Genomic DNA, 18,214 nt, shown 5'->3' on the forward strand with positions numbered 1-18,214 from the left:
ATTTATTTAATAGAGGTTCAATTTAAAATTCATCTTCCAAAATTAAATTACCGGCATCATTATCTTTCGTCAATCGCTGATTCAAATAATTTTCTTTCGTAGTACGATCATTTTTATGACCTACTGCAGCTGCGATAATATGAGGTGGTAATCCTTTGTAATCATATAAATACTGTACATAAAAATGTCTAAAGAAGTGGGGAGTAATTCCGATATTCTCTGTAAAGGGTAGCTGAGTATCCTTAATGATTTTAGAAATATATTGTGATAAATAATTCTCTCTATAAGCAGTATGGTTTTTAGTTTGAAATACTGTTCCACCATTTCTATTCCCAATGTCTATAGGTAATCTTCTCCGCATTCGAAATGCAGCAATCCGATTAAAAATCTCCTTATTAATAGAAACAATCCGCTCATTATCTCCCTTTGTATCAACCTTTAAATAATATCGTCCTCGTATAGCGTCATACTCAAGATCATCCCACTTTGCATGTGCGACTTCTGCAACACGTAATCCTGTAGTAGCTAGGACTGACAATAAGGCGTAATTAATTTCATTATCCTTGTAGTAATGAAGCAATTGTTTTACTTCCTCATATGATAACTCCCGTTTAGGTTTATGTTGTTTATTTACAGCTGTACTTAGTATCTCAACATGTAGAGGATCCTGAATATATTGGATTTCATATAGCCATTTCAAATATGAACGAATAATACCAAGCTTTCTACTAACTGTAGATGGCTTGTATTTATCTTTTGACTGATAGGAGATTGCCTCTTGAGATAACCATTTTTGATAATTACGGATATGCCGTTTCCTAAGGTTTCTCCATACTTGACCAAATTTATAATCCTTTACATCTTTCTGTAGAAATTCCTCACTTTGTTTAATAAAGAAATAAAACTGACTTAAATCACGTGCATATAGGATTCTTGATGCATCCTTGATTCGTTTTTCTTGGTCAAAATGTGTTTGTCGATTCAAGTAGTAGTACAGTATTTCTTCATCTGAAAATCCTTCATATGTATATGAATCTTCTCTTTCGTTATTTTCCTTTTTTACTTCCGCTTCATTTATATAATCAGGGTTCCATAATGCAATTAGATTTGTGAAATTTTGTTTTTGTTTCTCTATGTTATTTAAAGAAGTCTCACTATGAACAATATCTAATTCAAATTTCAATGTTATTCAACTCCTTAAAAATTCCTTTTATATTAAATATTATAACGCAAGCAATTATAAATTAAATTACATATTAAAATTAAATTTTATCAAGTAATAAGTATATAGTAACTATAGAAAATCTCCCATTTTCTATAGTTATTATTTAATTTTAAAAATACTATTTTGCTAATATAGTTTAATCTTTAGTAAGATTGAATTTTAAAAGAAAATTAAATTAAAATTTATTATAATTTGTAATCTAATCTGCATATCGTTGTATGTTATAATTTATTTAAAATGTAAATACTATAAATTTTAATTTACATAATATTATTATGTAAATCCCAAAGTGTGAGGAGGATTTAGAATGATTAGCGTATATGAAATGACTATGACTACAAATGAAGTGAAAGATTATTTAGATATTAGTCACTTTATTTTTAATAATTTAATGAAGCAAGGAAAGCTAACACCAATTAATAAGGATACATGGCGTTTAGATGGTAGTTTTTTATTTAGTAGAGAAGAAGTAGAGAAAGTAAAAGAAGAACGTAAAATTGAGGGTATTACTTTATACCAAGCAAGTAAAGAGTACCATATTAGTATAAATCAGCTTGAAAAATGGATAGAAGAAGGAAAGTTAGTTTATTCTTTAATAGATCATCGTAATCGACAAACGAAATTTGTGAAGGAGGAGGATGTTCGTGAACTTGTTCAGCAAGTAGAACAAGCTAATCATATATATACATTTTCGCAGAAATATAATGTAGTATTATTTCAAAAGTTTGTAAAAGGCAATACATTGGCACGTGTTATTTCTATTCCAAAACGTGGTGATATTATAATTCTTGATGAATTTGGAACTAATATGACACTTAGTGAGGCATTAAAAGCAGGATATGAGTCCGCTTATGAACTGTCGGATAAACCTAGAAGTCATCATCAAAGGTTTGTTAAGTTTCGTTTTCCTAAATCTGCGCAATTACGAAACAACATTTTTCACATAATCGATAATATATTACAGTATGTATCTCCAAGAAATATAAAGATTTTAGAAGAAGAGACATTTTGGTATTTTGAGATTCGTCAATCTTTAATTACATTACCACCAGGAATTCAAATGGAATGGATTGAGGAGTTAATGCCTTATATAATAGAAGGGAAAATTGTTCCAAGAATGAATCATAGCGTATATTTGGATAGTAATACAGTAACGAAGTCTGTCATACTTACAAGTAAGGAATACAAATACTTAAAAGAAATTACAAATGAAACAAATAGCTCTATTGAAGAATTTATAGCTATTGCTATTAGAGACAAGATTAATCAGCACTTACTTAAGTGAAACGGAATAAATGTTAAACGTTCCTATTACTAAAATAATAGTGGGGATATAAAATCTGAATGTCTAGTTTGTATATCTTAAATACTTCCTATAAAGTCTGTTATCAGACTTTCGGAAGTATAGAGAAAAAATACAAAAATAGTTGTATGAATAATGTAGCGACAAATTCTCTCTATATGTATTATGTACAAATATCTATTGTGTATGTGAAATAAATTTATATGTATGTTTTAATCATTAATGTTAGAAAATTACCCTATATTTTTTTGATATTATTTATATTTTTGTTTTAGTCCAAACTGCATTACGGCCTTTTGATATTAGTTTAATTAATTTTTCTTCTTGTAAACAAGCAAATGCCTTATTGATTGTGCTTGGTGAAACATCTGAAAATACCATTCGTATTGCTTCTTTTGTAAAAGGTAGTTCTTGTTTTAATATATACTCTTTAATTTTATAGGTTTTGTTCCCTTTTAGTTGGTAACTTGTAATATGTACGTCTAGTTCTTTATATGCTTCTAGAATAATATGTAATAGACATTTTAATATAAAGGATACATTGTGTTCTTGAAAATGCCAATTTGCTGAAGATTTATATAAGGCATCATAATAATCTCTCTCGTATTTTTTTATTATTTTATCTAGTGAAATATATTTCACTAGTGAATGTTTACTTTGTAATAGTAATAAAGATATAAGTAGACGTACCATTCTTCCATTTCCAGATTCAAAAGGAAAAATACATATAAAATTAAGCACAAAATTACAAATTAAAATTAGTGGATCAATATCTTTTTGATTTAATAAATAATTATATTCTTCACATAAATTTTTTACTGCTTCTGGGATTTCTTTAATCGTTAAAGGGCGATAGCAATAAAATGAGAAATTAAGTTGCTCATGTTCTTCAAGTAAGATGTCCTGTTTTCTCCACGTTCCACTATCCGAAGTAGCATATTTAAAAAGTTGAAAATGTATTTCTAAGATTGTGTTTGGATCAATAGTAAGCCTTTCATAGTTATTATGAATGAGTGATAGCGCATCAACGTAACAAGATATTTCATCTTCAATCATTGTTTTTGGCGACAGATCATATGTAATTAATTCTTTTAACCTTTTATTTGTTATTTTTAAGTTTTTATACATTGCGACAAAATCTTTGGTATGTTGAAGTTGAGTAGATATTTGCAACTTTTCTAATGTACATGGAAATTCCTTCTCATAGACCTCCAATCTCCCTTGGTATTGCTTTATTTTTCCAATTAGGCTTGCTACATCTAAATTTACCAATAAATTTGTGAATTTTTCGCCAAAAAACGACATATTTTTCCCCTCCTATAATATAAAACTATACAATACTTAACTGGATTTAAAGTGTTTTTTTGAATAATTTTCTAAAAAAAATTAAAAATATAGTTTTTTATGTGTGAAAATTACAATAATTAGGGTTTTTTTGCCTTATTTTGTGACAAGATTTAACATCAGATTAAATAGTTTCATGTTAAAAAGCAGAGTTTTATATTGTGTAATTGCTTTTTATCAATAAGTGAGTCATTGCATATGGGGAAGGGGGAAGTCCTTACTAATGAAGACTATTGCTTTTTACTTACCACAATTTCATGAAATACCTGAAAACGATTTATGGTGGGGAAAGGGTTTTACAGAATGGACCAATGTAAAAAAAGCAAAACCACGTTTTCTTGGACACTATCAGCCTAGGGCTCCATTAAGGGATTATTATTACAATTTGTTAGATTTAGATGTACATAAGTGGCAGATAAATTTAGCAAAACAGTATGGTTTAGATGGTTTTTGCTATTATCACTATTGGTTCAAAGGGAAAAAATTACTAGAAAAACCAATAGAACTTAGAAATCAATGTAAGGAAATTGATTTCCCATATTGCTTATGTTGGGCAAATGAATCTTGGACAAGATCTTGGGATGGGAAAGACCAAGAAGTATTGATGCGACAAGAATATGGGGATGAGTCTGATTGGAAAGAACACTTTAATTATCTTTTGCCATTCTTTAAAAACAAAAACTATTTAAATATTAAAGATAAACCGATATTTGTAATTTACCGACCAGCTTCTATACCAAACCTAAATAAAATGTTGAGTCTATGGAATGAATGGGCTCAATCTGAAGGGCTTCTAGGGATACACTTTGTAGAAATGTTAACAATTTTTGAAGATAAATCAGATTTTCCTTTTGATGCTGCTATAGAGTTTGAACCTATGTACACTTTAAAAAAACTAATAGGTAATACAAATTCACTACACCAAGAAAAAAAAGATTTTCACTTAAGTTATGATTTTGTATGGAAAAGAATATTAAACCGTCAAATTAAAGAACGTGAAAACATATATAAAGGGGCATTTGTAGATTGGGATAACTCTCCAAGGAAAAAAGAAAGCGCTTTAATTATGAAAGGGGCTAATCCCGATAAGTTTAAGAAGTATCTTTTACAACATAGTAAGGACACTGACTTTTTATTTATTAATGCTTGGAATGAGTGGGCAGAAGGCACATACCTAGAACCAGATGAAAAGTATGGATATAAATACCTTGAAGCTTTAATGGAGATAAAGAAGAGTCACTTCTAATAAATTGTAACAGCAAGAAGAAGGGGGAAACATTATGACTGATATAAATACTATGATTTCCATTCGAAACATTAAGAAATCATATGGAGATTATACAGTTATTAAGAATTTAAGCATAGATATCCGTAAAGGTGAAATTATAGGATTACTAGGACCGAATGGAGCTGGGAAGACAACACTTATATCGATTTTATCTACTCTTACTCTGCCAGATGAAGGGTATGGTACAGTATGTAACTACGACTTGTATACTGAACGGAATAAGATTAAAAAAAATGTGAGTGTAGTACCTCAAGATTTAGCGCTATACCCGACTTTAACTGCATACGATAACTTATCTTTTTATGCCGATTTGTATGGATTAAAGGGAAATAGGAAAAAAAGCCGCATAAAAGAAGCTTTGCAATTCGCACAGCTTGAGGATTGGGCACATAAGAGAATTGATACATTTTCAGGTGGTATGAAAAGAAGAATTAATTTAGTGATTGGTTTGTTAAATAAGCCAAAAGTTATTTTCTTAGACGAACCAACAGTGGGAATTGATCCACAATCAAGAAACCATATTTTTAATTGTATTCGCCATCTCGTAGAAGAACTAGGAATCACTGTCATATATACAACTCATCATATGGAAGAAGCTGAGATGTTATGTCATCGTGTAGCAATTTATGATAAGGGTGAAATATTAGATATTGATACCCCAAAAAATTTAATAACAAAGTATGGGGAAAATTATTTAGAGATTGCAATATCAAATATTCCGGAAGAATTTATACATAAAACAAAAATGATTGCTGATGTGAAGTCCTGCACTTTGGTAGATAAAAAAGTTATCATTCAATGCGTAGATAGTTTTAATGTTACAAGAGAAGTTATGAAATTGATTCAAAAGTATAATTTAAAAATCGAATTATTTAATGTTAAAAATTCTAATTTAGAAAATGTATTTTTACATTTAACGGGCAAAAATTTAAGGTCTTAAATGAAAGGAGATGTTAAAAATGAAAGCTTGGTATATAGCTAAGAAAGATTTACTTATTCTTTTAAAGGACATTCCTGGTCTAATCTATTTATTTATTACACCTATTATAGTTATTGCAGTTGCTAGTTTTGCATTATCAAATGTATTTGATAGTAAGACAGAAAAATTCAAGATTCCTATAGTAGTAAATGATAATGGAGAACTTTCTAAAAGGGTTATTGAGGAATTGAAAAAAATCCCTGCCCTTGAGATAGAAGAAACTTATGAACTAAATGGTAAAAAGAAAGCATATACAGAAGAACAGGTAAAAAAGGAAGTTCAAACTAAAAAAGCGGCAATCGTCATCCCTAAGGATTTCACACAAAATGTATATTCAGGGACAGAGGCCAAAGTCATCATCATAGAAGATGAAGTTGATCGCATTATTCCAAGTGTTGTTTCAAATGCTGTAACTCAAATTGTGTCAGAAATACAAAGAGATATGACTAAAGAGATTGTAAAACAAGCCTCTGCCCAAATGGAAGTAAATGTGAAAGTAGAGTTTAAAGAATTAGCATCAGATAATGAACATAAACCTACTCCATTTGAATCTAATGTGCCGGGATATGCCGTAATGTTTGTACTTTTAGGTACTGCTGCAGCTGCAGGTGCATTAGTAGAAGAGAGAGAGAATGGAACGTTAAGAAAAATTCTTACTTTACCTATTAATACATTATCAATCATTTTTGGAAAGATGCTCTCATGCTTTATAACAGCTATTGTTCAATGTGCAATCCTTTTTAGCGTAGGACATTTTGTATTTGGAATGTGGCTAGGGAAAAGTGTATTAGGAATTATATTGCTAGTGATATGTACTGCATTTGCAGCTTCAAGCCTAGCAATTTTATTAGCCTCTATATGTCAAACAAGATCCCAAGCAAATGGTATTTCAATTTTAATCGTGTTAACTATGTCTGCTTTAGGTGGATCTTGGTGGCCACTTTATATAGAGCCTGAATGGATGCAAAACCTAGCGCATATTACGATTACAGCTTGGGCAATGGGAGGCTTTAACGATTTATTAGTATATAACAAAGAATTCTCCTCTGTCCTTATTCCATCAGCTGCATTAATTGGTATGGGAATTTTATTTTTAACAATCTCCATACAAAAATTTCGACGTTCTTATGAAAAGTAGGTGAAATAAGTGTACTTAGTAAAAAATGAGGTGAATGTTCGTTTTGGGGAATGCGATCCTATGGGAATAGCTCACCATTCTCATTATTTTCATTGGTTTGAGCTGGGTAGGTTTCAAATGCTAGATATGACTGGTATAAACCAGTATTTAAAACAGGAAAAATTGTATTTTCCAATTATTGATATAAGATGTACCTACAAAAAATCAGCTCGTTTTCAAGACGATTTAATTGTAGAAACCTATCTTAAGAATGAAAGTAAAGTTTATATAGAATTTGTTTATAAATTATTCCGCAAGAGATGCCGAGTTTTGTTAGCGGAGGGATTTTCAAAACACGTTTTAACACGGTCGAATGATCAATTAATCAGTAGATTACCAGAAGAAATTTTAGAAAAGCTTCAATTTGAAAATAGCGGGGGTGTCATATGATTACATTTATTTTTCCAGGACAAGGGTCTCAATCCGTAGGGATGTGTAAAGGGTATTTAGATAAATACCCAAACATATTTGTCCCATTATTTGAAGAAGCAAATGATACGCTAGGATTTGATTTAAAGCAACTATGTTTATATGGGCCAGGTGAAAAATTAATAGAAACCAGTGTTACACAACCAGCTATTCTTACGGTAAGCACAGGGATATCAAGAATTTTACATTTGTACGGTATAAGGCCATCTAAAGTAGCGGGGCATAGCTTAGGACAATTCTCTGCACTGGTAGAAGCAGGATCTTTACAATTTCAGGATGCACTATCCATTGTACGGAAGCGTGGTCAGCTGATGAGTAATGTAAAGCAAGAGGGGTGTATGTTAGGACTTGTGTCGAACACATATCAAACATTATTTGAGGTTGTAGAGGAATCTAAACAATATGAAATTGATATTGCTGCCTATAATTCCCCTACACAGGTTGTATTTTCTGGTGAGAGTAAGAGCATTCTTAGGTTTCAAAAGGTATTAGATCAAAAAAACGGTATAAAAACTAAAATACTCTCAACTAGTCATGCATTTCATTCGCGTTTAATGGAAGAAATGGTTCTTGAGTTTAAGGAGTATTTAAATTTATATTCGTTAAAAAGTGCCCAAATACCAATTGTTTTAAACTGTTCAGGAAAACCAACTACAGATAGAATCAATATTTTACAAGATATAAAAAGACAATGCGTAGATCCAGTTATGTGGCAAGACACTATCTACACTTTATTGAATAATGGTACAAAACACTTTATAGAAGTAGGTCCCGGAAATACGTTAACCAAGTTATGTCGCTCCTTTAAGCAGAACATATCTGTATCCTCTACAGAAACACCGATGTATTTAAAAAGAAGCCTTACTACAATAGAGAAAGAATTTAAGGGGGAACGGGTCTATGTTTAATGGAAACGAAGTGGCATTAGTTATCGGAGGATCACGAGGCATTGGTAAATCAATAACAATGGACCTAGCCAAACAGGGCTTAACTGTTTACTTTACGTTTCAAAGTAATCAAAAATTAGCAAATGAAATAGCAAATACTATAGGAGAAAAAGGTGGAAAAGCGTTTCCTATGCATGTAGATATTACAAATGAAACCTCTATTCATAAATTGTTTCAACACATACGCTCAAAGGAAAAAAGAATAGATATTTTAGTAAATAATGCAGGAGTTATAAATGATGGATTTGCTGCAATGATGAGCGAGGAAAAGTGGGATCATGTGGTTGATTTAAATTTAAAAGGAACATTTCTTTGTTGCCGACAAGCATTAAGAATAATGATGAGACAGAAAAGAGGTTCTATAGTAAATATCACGTCGACAAGTGGAATAACGGGTGCAAGGGGGCAATGTAATTACTCTGCTTCAAAGGGTGGGGTTATTTCTTTAACCAAGACCTTAGCATTAGAAGGTGGGGAATTCGGCATTAGGGTTAATGCAGTTGCACCTGGTTTTATACAAACAGATATGACAAAAGGAATGGATCAACAAACATTAAAAAGGATGTTAGAACTAGTGCCCCTTGGCAGAATTGGGGATCCTAAAGAGGTAGCACATCTAACAACATTTTTATCCTCTAATTATGCAAGTTATATCACAGGGAAAGTTTTTACAGTGGATGGTGGATTAGTTAATGGCTAAACAATAGATGATTAAATGACGAATTTTGAGTTAAATAAGGAAATGGGGAAAACAGATGTTTACGTATGTAGAAACAAAAATTATTGCTGAAAAAAGAAAACAATTAACTACTAGAATTAAAGAAATTATTACTGAGAGATTAGATTTAGAAATCGAACCGCATTTCATTACTGATGATCAGCCATTATTCGGAAGAGGCTTAGGAGTGGACTCCTTGGATGCATTAGAGCTATTTCTGGCAATTGAAGAGGAATTTGGAGTTGCAGTGTATGACGAGAATATGGCAGTACTGGGTTCCATTAATAAAATTGCTGATTTTATTGAAGAAAATAGGGAGGATGATGTGAAGTGAGACCGGTATTAAATGCTGATCAAATCCGAAATATTTTACCACATAAATGGCCATTCCTTTTCTTAGATAAAGTTATTCAACTTGAGCCAGGAAAGAGTGGAATTGGTATTAAAAATGTAACTGTAAGTGAACCCTTTTTTGAAGGGCACTTTCCAAATGAATCAATTATGCCTGGAGTATTAATTATTGAGGCTTTGGCACAAATGACGGCTGTTGTTTATGTTACAGGAGAACTAGCAAAAATAGATGCACATGGTGCATGTTCACCTAAAATAGATCCGAGTTCATATGTGGGTTATTTAGTTTCTGTACGTAATATGAAATTTTTAAAACCTGTAGTACCAGGAGACCAGCTAGAATTACATGTCCAAATTGGAAGATCACTTGGGGTAATCTCACAAGTAGAAATCACGGCTTATGTAGATAAAAAGAAAGTTGCTACTGGTAGTATTCAAGTTTCTAAAAGAGTTGAGGAAATATGATCCATGGTATGGATGTTCAAGTTCGTGAGTGTACAGAGGCAGATAGTGAAAAGTTAGCTCACTTTTATAATAAATATCAATATGGACCCATTAAATATGGGTATCCCTTAAATAAGCAAGACATCAAGCAATTATTTCGAGAGCGGAAGATACAGTTATATTTAATTGCTGAATATGAAAATGAAATTATAGCCACCTTATTATTTTCTAGTTTGTCAGGTCAAAGAGCAGCAGTTTCAGATGGAACCTGGGCAGGATTCTTTTTAATCCATCCAGAATTTCGTTCGGGAAATATACCAGATAAATTATTTGCTTATGCAATTAAAAATCTTATTCAACAAGATATTAAGTATATTGATACAGAAGTGAATCCGGAAGATAAAGTAGCCATGGCACTCTATAAAAGAGTGGGGTTATATCAAACAAGTAGGTCGTATATAGACTATGATGGCTACTTGAATTTAAGGAGCTATTTACCTTATGTTATTAGTTATCTGTTAGATGCATTTAAACCGATTATTTCAAAAAGTGACCAAGATATATGGTTATCTAGAGGTTGGAAAACAGTTAGGGGATTGAAATCCTTACGTTCTATTCAGAGTAACGCCATAACAAAAAATGGAATTGAAGTTGTAAAATATGCTATTAATCTTGGAGCAAAAGATGTGAATTGTTGGGTCGATATAAAAAGTGAAAAGATTACTGAGGTAGAAACAGAACAAGTACGATTCACTAGTTATATTTTAGAAGGAAACAATTTAATCGTTGGAGAGAAGATTCACATCTGTTATGTATATGAACACCATTTTCCGAATCCTCTTGAAGCCAGTATTTCATCGAAGATAGGGAAAGATTACTTAATTGATTTAAAGAAAACTTTTTATCCAAATAAAAAGTACGAGTGGGAAGAAGTTATAACAGTAAATAAGGAAATAGAGGGAGAGCTTGTTACTAAGTTAAAAGCAAAAGAACTAGAATTATCTGTTCATTTTGGAGTAACCATAGCAAATCCGTTAGAAGTAAATGTTGCTAATTATCCTAAGTTAATTAATGGAAAAAAATCTGCATGTATCGTTAATGTAAAAAATAATTCTTTAGATAGATTAATTTACAAACTACTTATTCAACAAGAAAACTCGAAAATACTAGATTTCAAACCGCTAGAAAAACACCAAATCTGTATCATAGAGCCGGGTGAAATAAAGGATCATATTATTGTATTGAATCCTAAAAAAATTGGTATCACTAATATGACATTTTCGACTGTTAGTCATCAAAATAAAAATATTGGGGAATTAAAGGCAATAATTCCGATTCATGCGCATGGGAAAAATCATGTTTATGAAACAAAAGAATACTTAGTTCTAGAAAATATGTATATAACCGTACAAATAAGTAAAAGTACTGGTTGTTTATATATATATGACCTTAGAAAGCAGCAATTATTGGCAAAAGAAGCATGGCCAGATCTAGATTATCCATTTTTAAATGCAGTAAAAGAACCGAAAGTAAATGAGCTGTCATGGGAAATAACATCTGATTCATGTTTTGAAATTATTCATGAGGCCACAAGATTAAAGAGAAGTATTTGTTTTTTGTCAGATAAAATAGTTCAAATAAATGATTTCGCACAGGAAGGAAAATATATAAAAATATATCCTTGGTGCATGTTATTTGATGCGAAAATGACGGTACCACTAAAGAGTGGGCTAGTTTCTAAACCTATGGTATATGGTGAGTATCCATATGCACTACATGACTATGAATTTGTAAATCAATTTGATCTACCTAGTCACCCAAACATGTATGAGCGAAATTATACATTGTTTGAATCGCAAAATATTAATATTGGATTTATATGGAAAGGGAATATAGAGCGTATCCTATTTGGATTAAGATGGATGCCAGCGGTAATATTTAAACGGAATGATAAAGAAAAATGTATAACAAAAACGCACTATTATACTTTATGTTCCCATGATAGCAAAGATGAAGTGGAAGAAATCTATAACGATATTACTAGTCATACATCCAAATTCATATCTAATAAGATTCCGTACTCAATTGAGACTGACCAATTTCATATTATAAATGAAAACGGGGAATTTCATATTCATGGAAGTCTAAAAAACTTATTTTCTTCCATATTAAAGGGGAAATTAACATTGTTTTTCCCTCAGACATCTTACGAACAACAATTGTTTATACAAGACATAGAATCTATAAGCAATTTTAATTTTGAATTTAGTGGAAAGGTTAATTTGTCAAAAGCACATTATGCCGTACTTACGTATCAAGATGAATTAAATAGAAATGCGATAACTAAAAAAATATATCTTTTCCTTAAAGGAAGAAATAAATTAACATATAGCGAAAAAAAACAAGAATATCTAGTTCAAAATAATGTACTAAATTTAAAGATTAAAGTAAACCAAAGTAGTAAAATAATAGAATTTATGTATAAAGATAAAGAGATTTTAAAAGAAAACTCAGTATTAGGTTCTTATAATTTTTTACCCGGTGTAATGATACCAACAGCTAACTCTTATACTCCAGATTGTAGGAAAGATTTGAGCATTAATTCAATATATCTCAATAAAAGTAATCATTCAGTAGTAGCAACGGAAAATACATATAATGAATTTATTAATCAGATTTTCTGTCAATCTGATGAGTGGAAAGTTAAATATACAACTGTATATCATCTACCTGTTTTACAAATACAATTGAAAAGCCTACAGAAAGATAAAATAAAAACTAGTGTCTTTCACTTATTCTGGGAGAAAAAAGGAAAAATAAAAATTAAAAAGATGTATTATTGGCAGAATGGAGAGCAAAACACGTTAATACCAAATGGCAAACAAAGAAAGATTTATTTAGATAATAAGGTAATTCTCGAATTATCTAATGGGTTATTTGTATCTATTTTAGCATTATCACATAGTACAAAATGTTTTATATACGAATGGCCCAAAAAAGGGATACAAATCGGAATATATGGTAATCAGAATGAATTTAATGATGGAGATATTCGCTTTAATATTGCAGTTGGAGAAACTTTACTTGATAGTGAATACTTTTCGCAAATTTTATTAGAGGGGAATATGACATGAAAGTATTGTTTATTGCACCTAGTCACTTTAGCATTGGTGAGTTGCACAATGCCTTATGTCTAGCGAAACAAATTGAAGAGGATGGAGAAGTATATTTTTTAACAAGTGAAAAATTCTTATGGTATGCCAGTAAATCTGTAGCAAATGTTAGATCACTAACAAAGGGGCTAAAACAAAAAGAGGTTATAAAACAAATCAATAATTCATTTCAACCTGATGCTATTGTTTTAGCTGATTACCATAATTTATTTTTAGAGTCTCCAATTATTGATCTTGATTATCTATTAAACCTACACATACCTTGTTTTTCTATTGATTCTTTAGCTTGGGGTAGTGAGGATCGATTATTAGAAAATAAACTTTTTAAAAATGCAAATTACAATAGCTTAAAGAAAAGGTCATTGATAGAACTACCTAAAATCCCCTCTCAATTTAAGCTAATTAGAACTTGTCCAGTTAATAGTTATAAACAAGATAGTGAGAATATTACTTCTGTCAAATTATATAAAGAGGCTTTACAAATAGATGAAGAAATAAGAATGAAAATAAGAACACAACTAGGTTGTAGGGAACAAGATAAATTAATTATGATTGCGAAATCATCATGGGCCAACCTATTAGTAAAAATGAGGCTCATGGAGAAGAAACAGTACAATGATGCAAGGTTTAGTTATGAATATATATTACAAGAACTATTAAGCCTATACCTTCAGGACTTTCCAAGCGATACATGTATTAAATTAATTGGGGTTTCAGATGAGACCAAATTTATTTCTATGAAAAATGGAGGAAAAATAGAATTTGTTTCACTACCATTTCTTCATTTGGAAGAATATGAGCAACTAATATTATCATGTGATTTATTTATCACTGATAATATTACATCCTGCTCAATGGGAAAAGCGGTATTTGGAAAAATACCTGTAATTAGTCTGGTAAACCATATGGAATATGAAGAATTAAAGACTCAAAGAGATAGCCATAATCCTACCTTAAGAAGCATTATAGAAAAATGGAATTATATAATACCTAATGGACTTTATCCATTTCTTGTATTTCCAAATGGATGGCATAAAGAATTAGCACCATTGATGGAGCAAAATGATTATTTTAAATGTGTGCATACTTGTGAAATGTTTGATTTAAAAGAAACTAGTCAAACCATATTTAATATGCTGTATAGCAAAACGGAGATTGATAAATTAAAGAAAATGCAACAACTGTATATAAATAATGTATGTAATCTACCGACAATTAAAGATGTGATAAAGAGAGAATTGGGGGCGCTTAATCATGAGTAATCAAATTAATGTACAAGAAGAAACTAATGAAGCATATGATGCAGTACGTAACGGAATTGGTGTAATAGATTTATCAGCAACAGGAAGAATTGTGGTGAAAGGTGAGGACCATGTAGAGTTCCTAGATCGTCTAGTTACGAAGGATATTATATTTATGGAAGAAGAAACAACACTCTTTACTTTGTTATTACAAGAAGATGGGACTGTAATTGATATTATTAATCTGTTTAAAAATGAGGATTCTCTTACAGTTATTACTACACCGCATAAAAAAGAAATGGTACTAGCCTGGTTGCAAAACCAAAAACCAAGCGGTGTTGAGATTATAGATATAAGTCAAACACATTCTCAACTTGGATTTGAAGGTCCGTATGCATGGAAATTAGCTCAAAAGTTTTTAGACTTCGAAATATCATCACTGCCATTTCAATCATTTGTGTTAAATCAATTATTTGGGAAAGAATTTCTATTAGCAAGAACAGGTGTAACAGCAGAGTATGGTTATCAATTATTGTTTGAAAAATGCCTAGAGCCAATAGTATTAGAAACTGTAAATTCTTTTAAAGAAGAAGATATTAAATTGAAGAAAGTAGATTGGGAAACATTAGAGACGCTAATGTTAGAAATTCGACATCCATATTTTGAATTCAAACATTTAGAAGAACTAAATATTTTTGAAGCTGGTTTAGAATGGTTTATTGATTTTTATAAAGACGAATTTTATGGAAGAGAATCCTTAGAACAGCAATCGGAAGCTGGAGTAAATAAAAGAATTGTAGGATTCACGACAGGAATAGAGAGCAAAATTACAGTTAATGATGAAATTTTTATAGAGGAACAATTAATTGGTAAAGTTATTGAACTTAAAGAAAGTCCGGTCTTAAACAGGAGACTCGGAATTGCTTTATTAGAGGAACCATTTGCTGTTTCAGGAATTGGATTTTATGTGAAAAATAAAGAAAATGCTTTGTATGAGGCACATACTCAGTCCTCACCATATATTCTACCTAAATCATGGTCAATCAAAATACTGTAAAGGTGATGGCATATGAACATGAATAATCAACGAATCGTCGTAACTGGCATGGGAATTATTTGTTCAAACGGAAATAGTGTAAAAGAATTTTGGGATAATATTAAATCTGGGAAATCTGGTATTAAAGTAATCCAAAATATCGATATGGCTGAAATGGTAACAGATTATGGTGGAGAGATTGAAAACCTTCAGGTAGATGATTACTTCTTTAAGGATGAAATAAAAGATATGGATCGCTGTGGAAAATTAGGTGTCATGGCGGCAAGAGAAGCGGTAGAAAACGCAAAATTAAAAATAGAAAACTTTAATCCATACCGAATTGGAATATCATTAGGCACATCTTTAGGAGGCATGTTGAGCGGGGAAGAATTTCATAATCAGTGGATTAAAGATGGAATTGAAAAAGCAGATGAAACGTTACTTTTTAAGTATCCAATCCATACTCCCTGTGACAATATTACGCGAGACTTAAAAATAAAAGGGCCAAAAATGATTATTTCGAATGCATGTGCCGCTGGTACAAATTCAATTGGACTTGCGCTGGATACAATTCGAAATAACAAAGCAGATATCATGATAACCGGTGGTGTAGATCCCTTATCTAAATTGTCAATGAGTGGTTTTAATAGTTTACAAGCACTAGCACCAACGCTACCATCGCCATATAGCAAGAGTAATGGCGTGGTAATCGGAGAAGGTGCAGCTATTCTTGTTTTGGAATCCTTAGATCATGCGGTTAAAAGAGGTGCAAATATCCTAGCTGAAGTAGTGGATTACGATTTATCTTCAGATGCATATCATCAGACGGCACCAGATCCGGGCGGGGAAGGTGCTTTGAGATCCATGCGAGGTGCTTTAAAGAAAGCCAATATAGATGCTAAGGAAGTAAGCTATATCAATGGACATGGTACAGGTACACCAGCAAATGATGTATCAGAGCCAAAAGCAATTCGTACATTAATTACTGAAAATAAGACACCAGTTTCTTCAACTAAATCAATGATAGGACATATGTTAGGAGCCGCAGGGGCGGCGGAAGCAGTAACAAGTATTCTTGCTATTCAACATGGATATTTACCTCCAACTATAAACTTTGAAGTTGAAAGTCAAAAGTTTAATCTAGATTTTGTACCTAACATAGGTAGGGTAAGTGATTTGAGTTATGTACTATCAAATTCATTTGCTTTCGGTGGAAACAATGCAAGTATCTTATTCTGTAAGTACAATGAGAACCTTGAGTTATCAGCGGCAAAGGAAAAGCTAATTAAAGAAAAAAAAGTCGTAATTACTGGTGTAGGGGGACTTGCTGGGAATTCTTCAAACCTTCAAGAAATTAAAGATTGTATGTTTAAGGGAAAGAGTGGTATCTCAAAGATTAAACATTGGAACGACAATCCTAAGTGCATACAAGCCGGGAAAATACCAGAACAAAACTATCGAAGGCTAATACATCCTAATTTATTAAGGAAGATGGATTCAATTAGCAAACATGCAGTATTGTCAGTGAAAATGGCTATAGAAAACGGGAACTTAAAGATAGATAAAAATAATAGGGACAAGATAGGAATTATTTTTGCAACTGGTACAGGACCAGTTGGAACGGTAGAATCATTTAACCGAATTATTATCCAAGAGGGTGTTAAGGCCGCCAATGCTAAATTATTTCCAAACACAGTTATGAACGCAGCAGCTGGACATATTTCATTAAACTTTAAAATAAAAGGGCCTACTTCAACTATTTCATGTGGTGGGGTTTCTGGTATTAGTGCACTATACTATGCCCATGCCATGATTCAATCTAGTGATTATGACACATTTATTGTGGTAACGGCAGATGAAGTAAATAATCCAATAATAGAGGGACACTCAAAAATAAAAAGATACTTAACAACTGAGAATATAAGGCCTTTTGATTGTAATAGTAGTGGTACCATACTTGGTGAAGGGAGCGTTGCTTTTATTGTAGAAAGTGAGGAGGCAGCGTTAAAAAGAAATGGTAATATTTTAGCTGAAATTAAAGGTTTTGGATTAACATCTGATGACAGTAAAATAGGGGACTTAAATCATCTAGGAAAGGCATGGGAGGAATCCATGCGTTTAGCAATGAAAGAAGCAATGATTTCTCCAGAAGAGATAGAATATATTTGTGCAGCAGCCAATGGTCATACATATTTTGACCGTATTGAAGAGAGAGTTATAGAACGTACCTTCGGAAATGGAGCTCCTGTTAGTGCCACAAAATCTATCTTTGGGGAAACTCATGCAACTGCAGGCCTTCTTTCTCTCATTAGTGTAATATGTGCATTTGATGGTGAAATACCAGCTACGCAAAATGTAAAGAGTCATAGAGGCAGAATAGATCTCGTCACAGAAAATCCTCGTAAGGCTCTAGTGAGCAATGCTTTAATTAGTACATATTCTTATGGTGGTAATTATAATTCTGTTGTAATAGGAAAATATTTAAATTAATTATTTATGTAGGAGGCCACTTTTATTAAGTATGTATCGGTCTCCTGCAAAATAAGCTATATAGTTTTT

15 protein-coding genes are annotated in these 18,214 nt (G+C 31.6%); 13 read left to right on the forward strand and 2 right to left on the reverse strand.

Translation table 11 applies throughout. From position 1 onward, the window contains the following. Positions 1–22: 22 nt before the first annotated feature. Positions 23–1,183 carry a tyrosine-type recombinase/integrase gene (locus tag DN400_RS18795; RefSeq protein ID WP_098944653.1) on the reverse strand — a complete coding sequence of 387 codons (1,161 nt, stop codon included), beginning with the start codon at positions 1,181–1,183 and terminating at the stop codon, positions 23–25. 349 nt (positions 1,184–1,532) lie between these two features. On the opposite strand from DN400_RS18795, the gene DN400_RS18800 reads away from it, so the two are divergent. Further along, the gene (locus DN400_RS18800; protein ID WP_097997522.1) at positions 1,533–2,510 is read left to right on the forward strand and encodes a DNA-binding protein; all 978 of its coding nucleotides are present in this window, start codon (positions 1,533–1,535) and stop codon (positions 2,508–2,510) included. 276 nt (positions 2,511–2,786) lie between these two features. Here the strand turns inward: DN400_RS18800 and DN400_RS18805 are convergent, their stop codons facing one another. Then, on the reverse strand, positions 2,787–3,833 hold the full coding sequence (locus tag DN400_RS18805; protein WP_097997523.1) for a Fic family protein: 1,047 nt from the start codon (positions 3,831–3,833) through the stop codon (positions 2,787–2,789). Between the two features lie 262 nt (positions 3,834–4,095). On the opposite strand from DN400_RS18805, the gene DN400_RS18810 reads away from it, so the two are divergent. From DN400_RS18810 to DN400_RS18865, 12 genes are read left to right on the forward strand one after another with little or no spacing between them, the layout of a single operon-like run. Next, entirely contained in the window at positions 4,096–5,118 is a 1,023-nt protein-coding gene (locus DN400_RS18810; protein WP_147801835.1) for a glycosyltransferase WbsX family protein, read from the forward strand. Positions 5,119–5,152: 34 nt separating this feature from the next. Beyond that, a complete protein-coding gene (locus tag DN400_RS18815) occupies positions 5,153–6,100 on the forward strand; it encodes an ABC transporter ATP-binding protein (protein WP_098277300.1) in 948 nt (315 codons plus the stop codon). 19 nt (positions 6,101–6,119) lie between these two features. Next, positions 6,120–7,277, forward strand: a complete 1,158-nt coding sequence (locus DN400_RS18820; RefSeq protein ID WP_147801836.1) for an ABC transporter permease — start codon at positions 6,120–6,122, stop codon at positions 7,275–7,277. Positions 7,278–7,286: 9 nt separating this feature from the next. Beyond that, positions 7,287–7,706 (forward strand): acyl-CoA thioesterase, encoded by a 420-nt coding sequence (locus tag DN400_RS18825; protein WP_000281620.1) that lies wholly within the window; start codon positions 7,287–7,289, stop codon positions 7,704–7,706. Beyond that, entirely contained in the window at positions 7,703–8,653 is a 951-nt protein-coding gene (locus tag DN400_RS18830; RefSeq protein ID WP_097997525.1) for an ACP S-malonyltransferase, read from the forward strand. Before DN400_RS18825 ends, DN400_RS18830 begins: the two co-directional genes overlap by 4 nt. Beyond that, complete coding sequence (gene fabG / locus DN400_RS18835; RefSeq protein ID WP_147801837.1) at positions 8,646–9,392, forward strand: 3-oxoacyl-ACP reductase FabG; 747 nt, start codon at positions 8,646–8,648, stop codon at positions 9,390–9,392. The genes DN400_RS18830 and fabG overlap by 8 nt, the downstream gene beginning before the upstream one ends. A gap of 55 nt (positions 9,393–9,447) precedes the next feature. Continuing rightward, the gene (locus DN400_RS18840; protein ID WP_147801838.1) at positions 9,448–9,744 is read left to right on the forward strand and encodes an acyl carrier protein; all 297 of its coding nucleotides are present in this window, start codon (positions 9,448–9,450) and stop codon (positions 9,742–9,744) included. Then, on the forward strand, positions 9,741–10,226 hold the full coding sequence (gene fabZ, locus DN400_RS18845) for a 3-hydroxyacyl-ACP dehydratase FabZ (RefSeq protein WP_065705800.1): 486 nt from the start codon (positions 9,741–9,743) through the stop codon (positions 10,224–10,226). The genes DN400_RS18840 and fabZ overlap by 4 nt, the downstream gene beginning before the upstream one ends. After that, on the forward strand, positions 10,223–13,339 hold the full coding sequence (locus DN400_RS18850) for a GNAT family N-acetyltransferase (protein WP_147801839.1): 3,117 nt from the start codon (positions 10,223–10,225) through the stop codon (positions 13,337–13,339). The genes fabZ and DN400_RS18850 overlap by 4 nt, the downstream gene beginning before the upstream one ends. Then, a complete protein-coding gene (locus DN400_RS18855) occupies positions 13,336–14,640 on the forward strand; it encodes a DUF6365 family protein (protein ID WP_147801840.1) in 1,305 nt (434 codons plus the stop codon). The genes DN400_RS18850 and DN400_RS18855 overlap by 4 nt, the downstream gene beginning before the upstream one ends. Next, positions 14,633–15,676 (forward strand): aminomethyltransferase family protein, encoded by a 1,044-nt coding sequence (locus DN400_RS18860; protein WP_097861653.1) that lies wholly within the window; start codon positions 14,633–14,635, stop codon positions 15,674–15,676. Before DN400_RS18855 ends, DN400_RS18860 begins: the two co-directional genes overlap by 8 nt. 12 nt (positions 15,677–15,688) lie before the next feature. After that, complete coding sequence (locus DN400_RS18865; RefSeq protein WP_147801841.1) at positions 15,689–18,145, forward strand: beta-ketoacyl-[acyl-carrier-protein] synthase family protein; 2,457 nt, start codon at positions 15,689–15,691, stop codon at positions 18,143–18,145. The last annotated feature ends 69 nt before the right edge of the window (positions 18,146–18,214 follow it).

It is taken from the genome of Bacillus sp. AR8-1 (genome assembly GCF_008042345.1).
In the GTDB taxonomy this organism is placed as follows: Bacteria; Bacillota; Bacilli; order Bacillales; family Bacillaceae_G; genus Bacillus_A; species Bacillus_A cereus.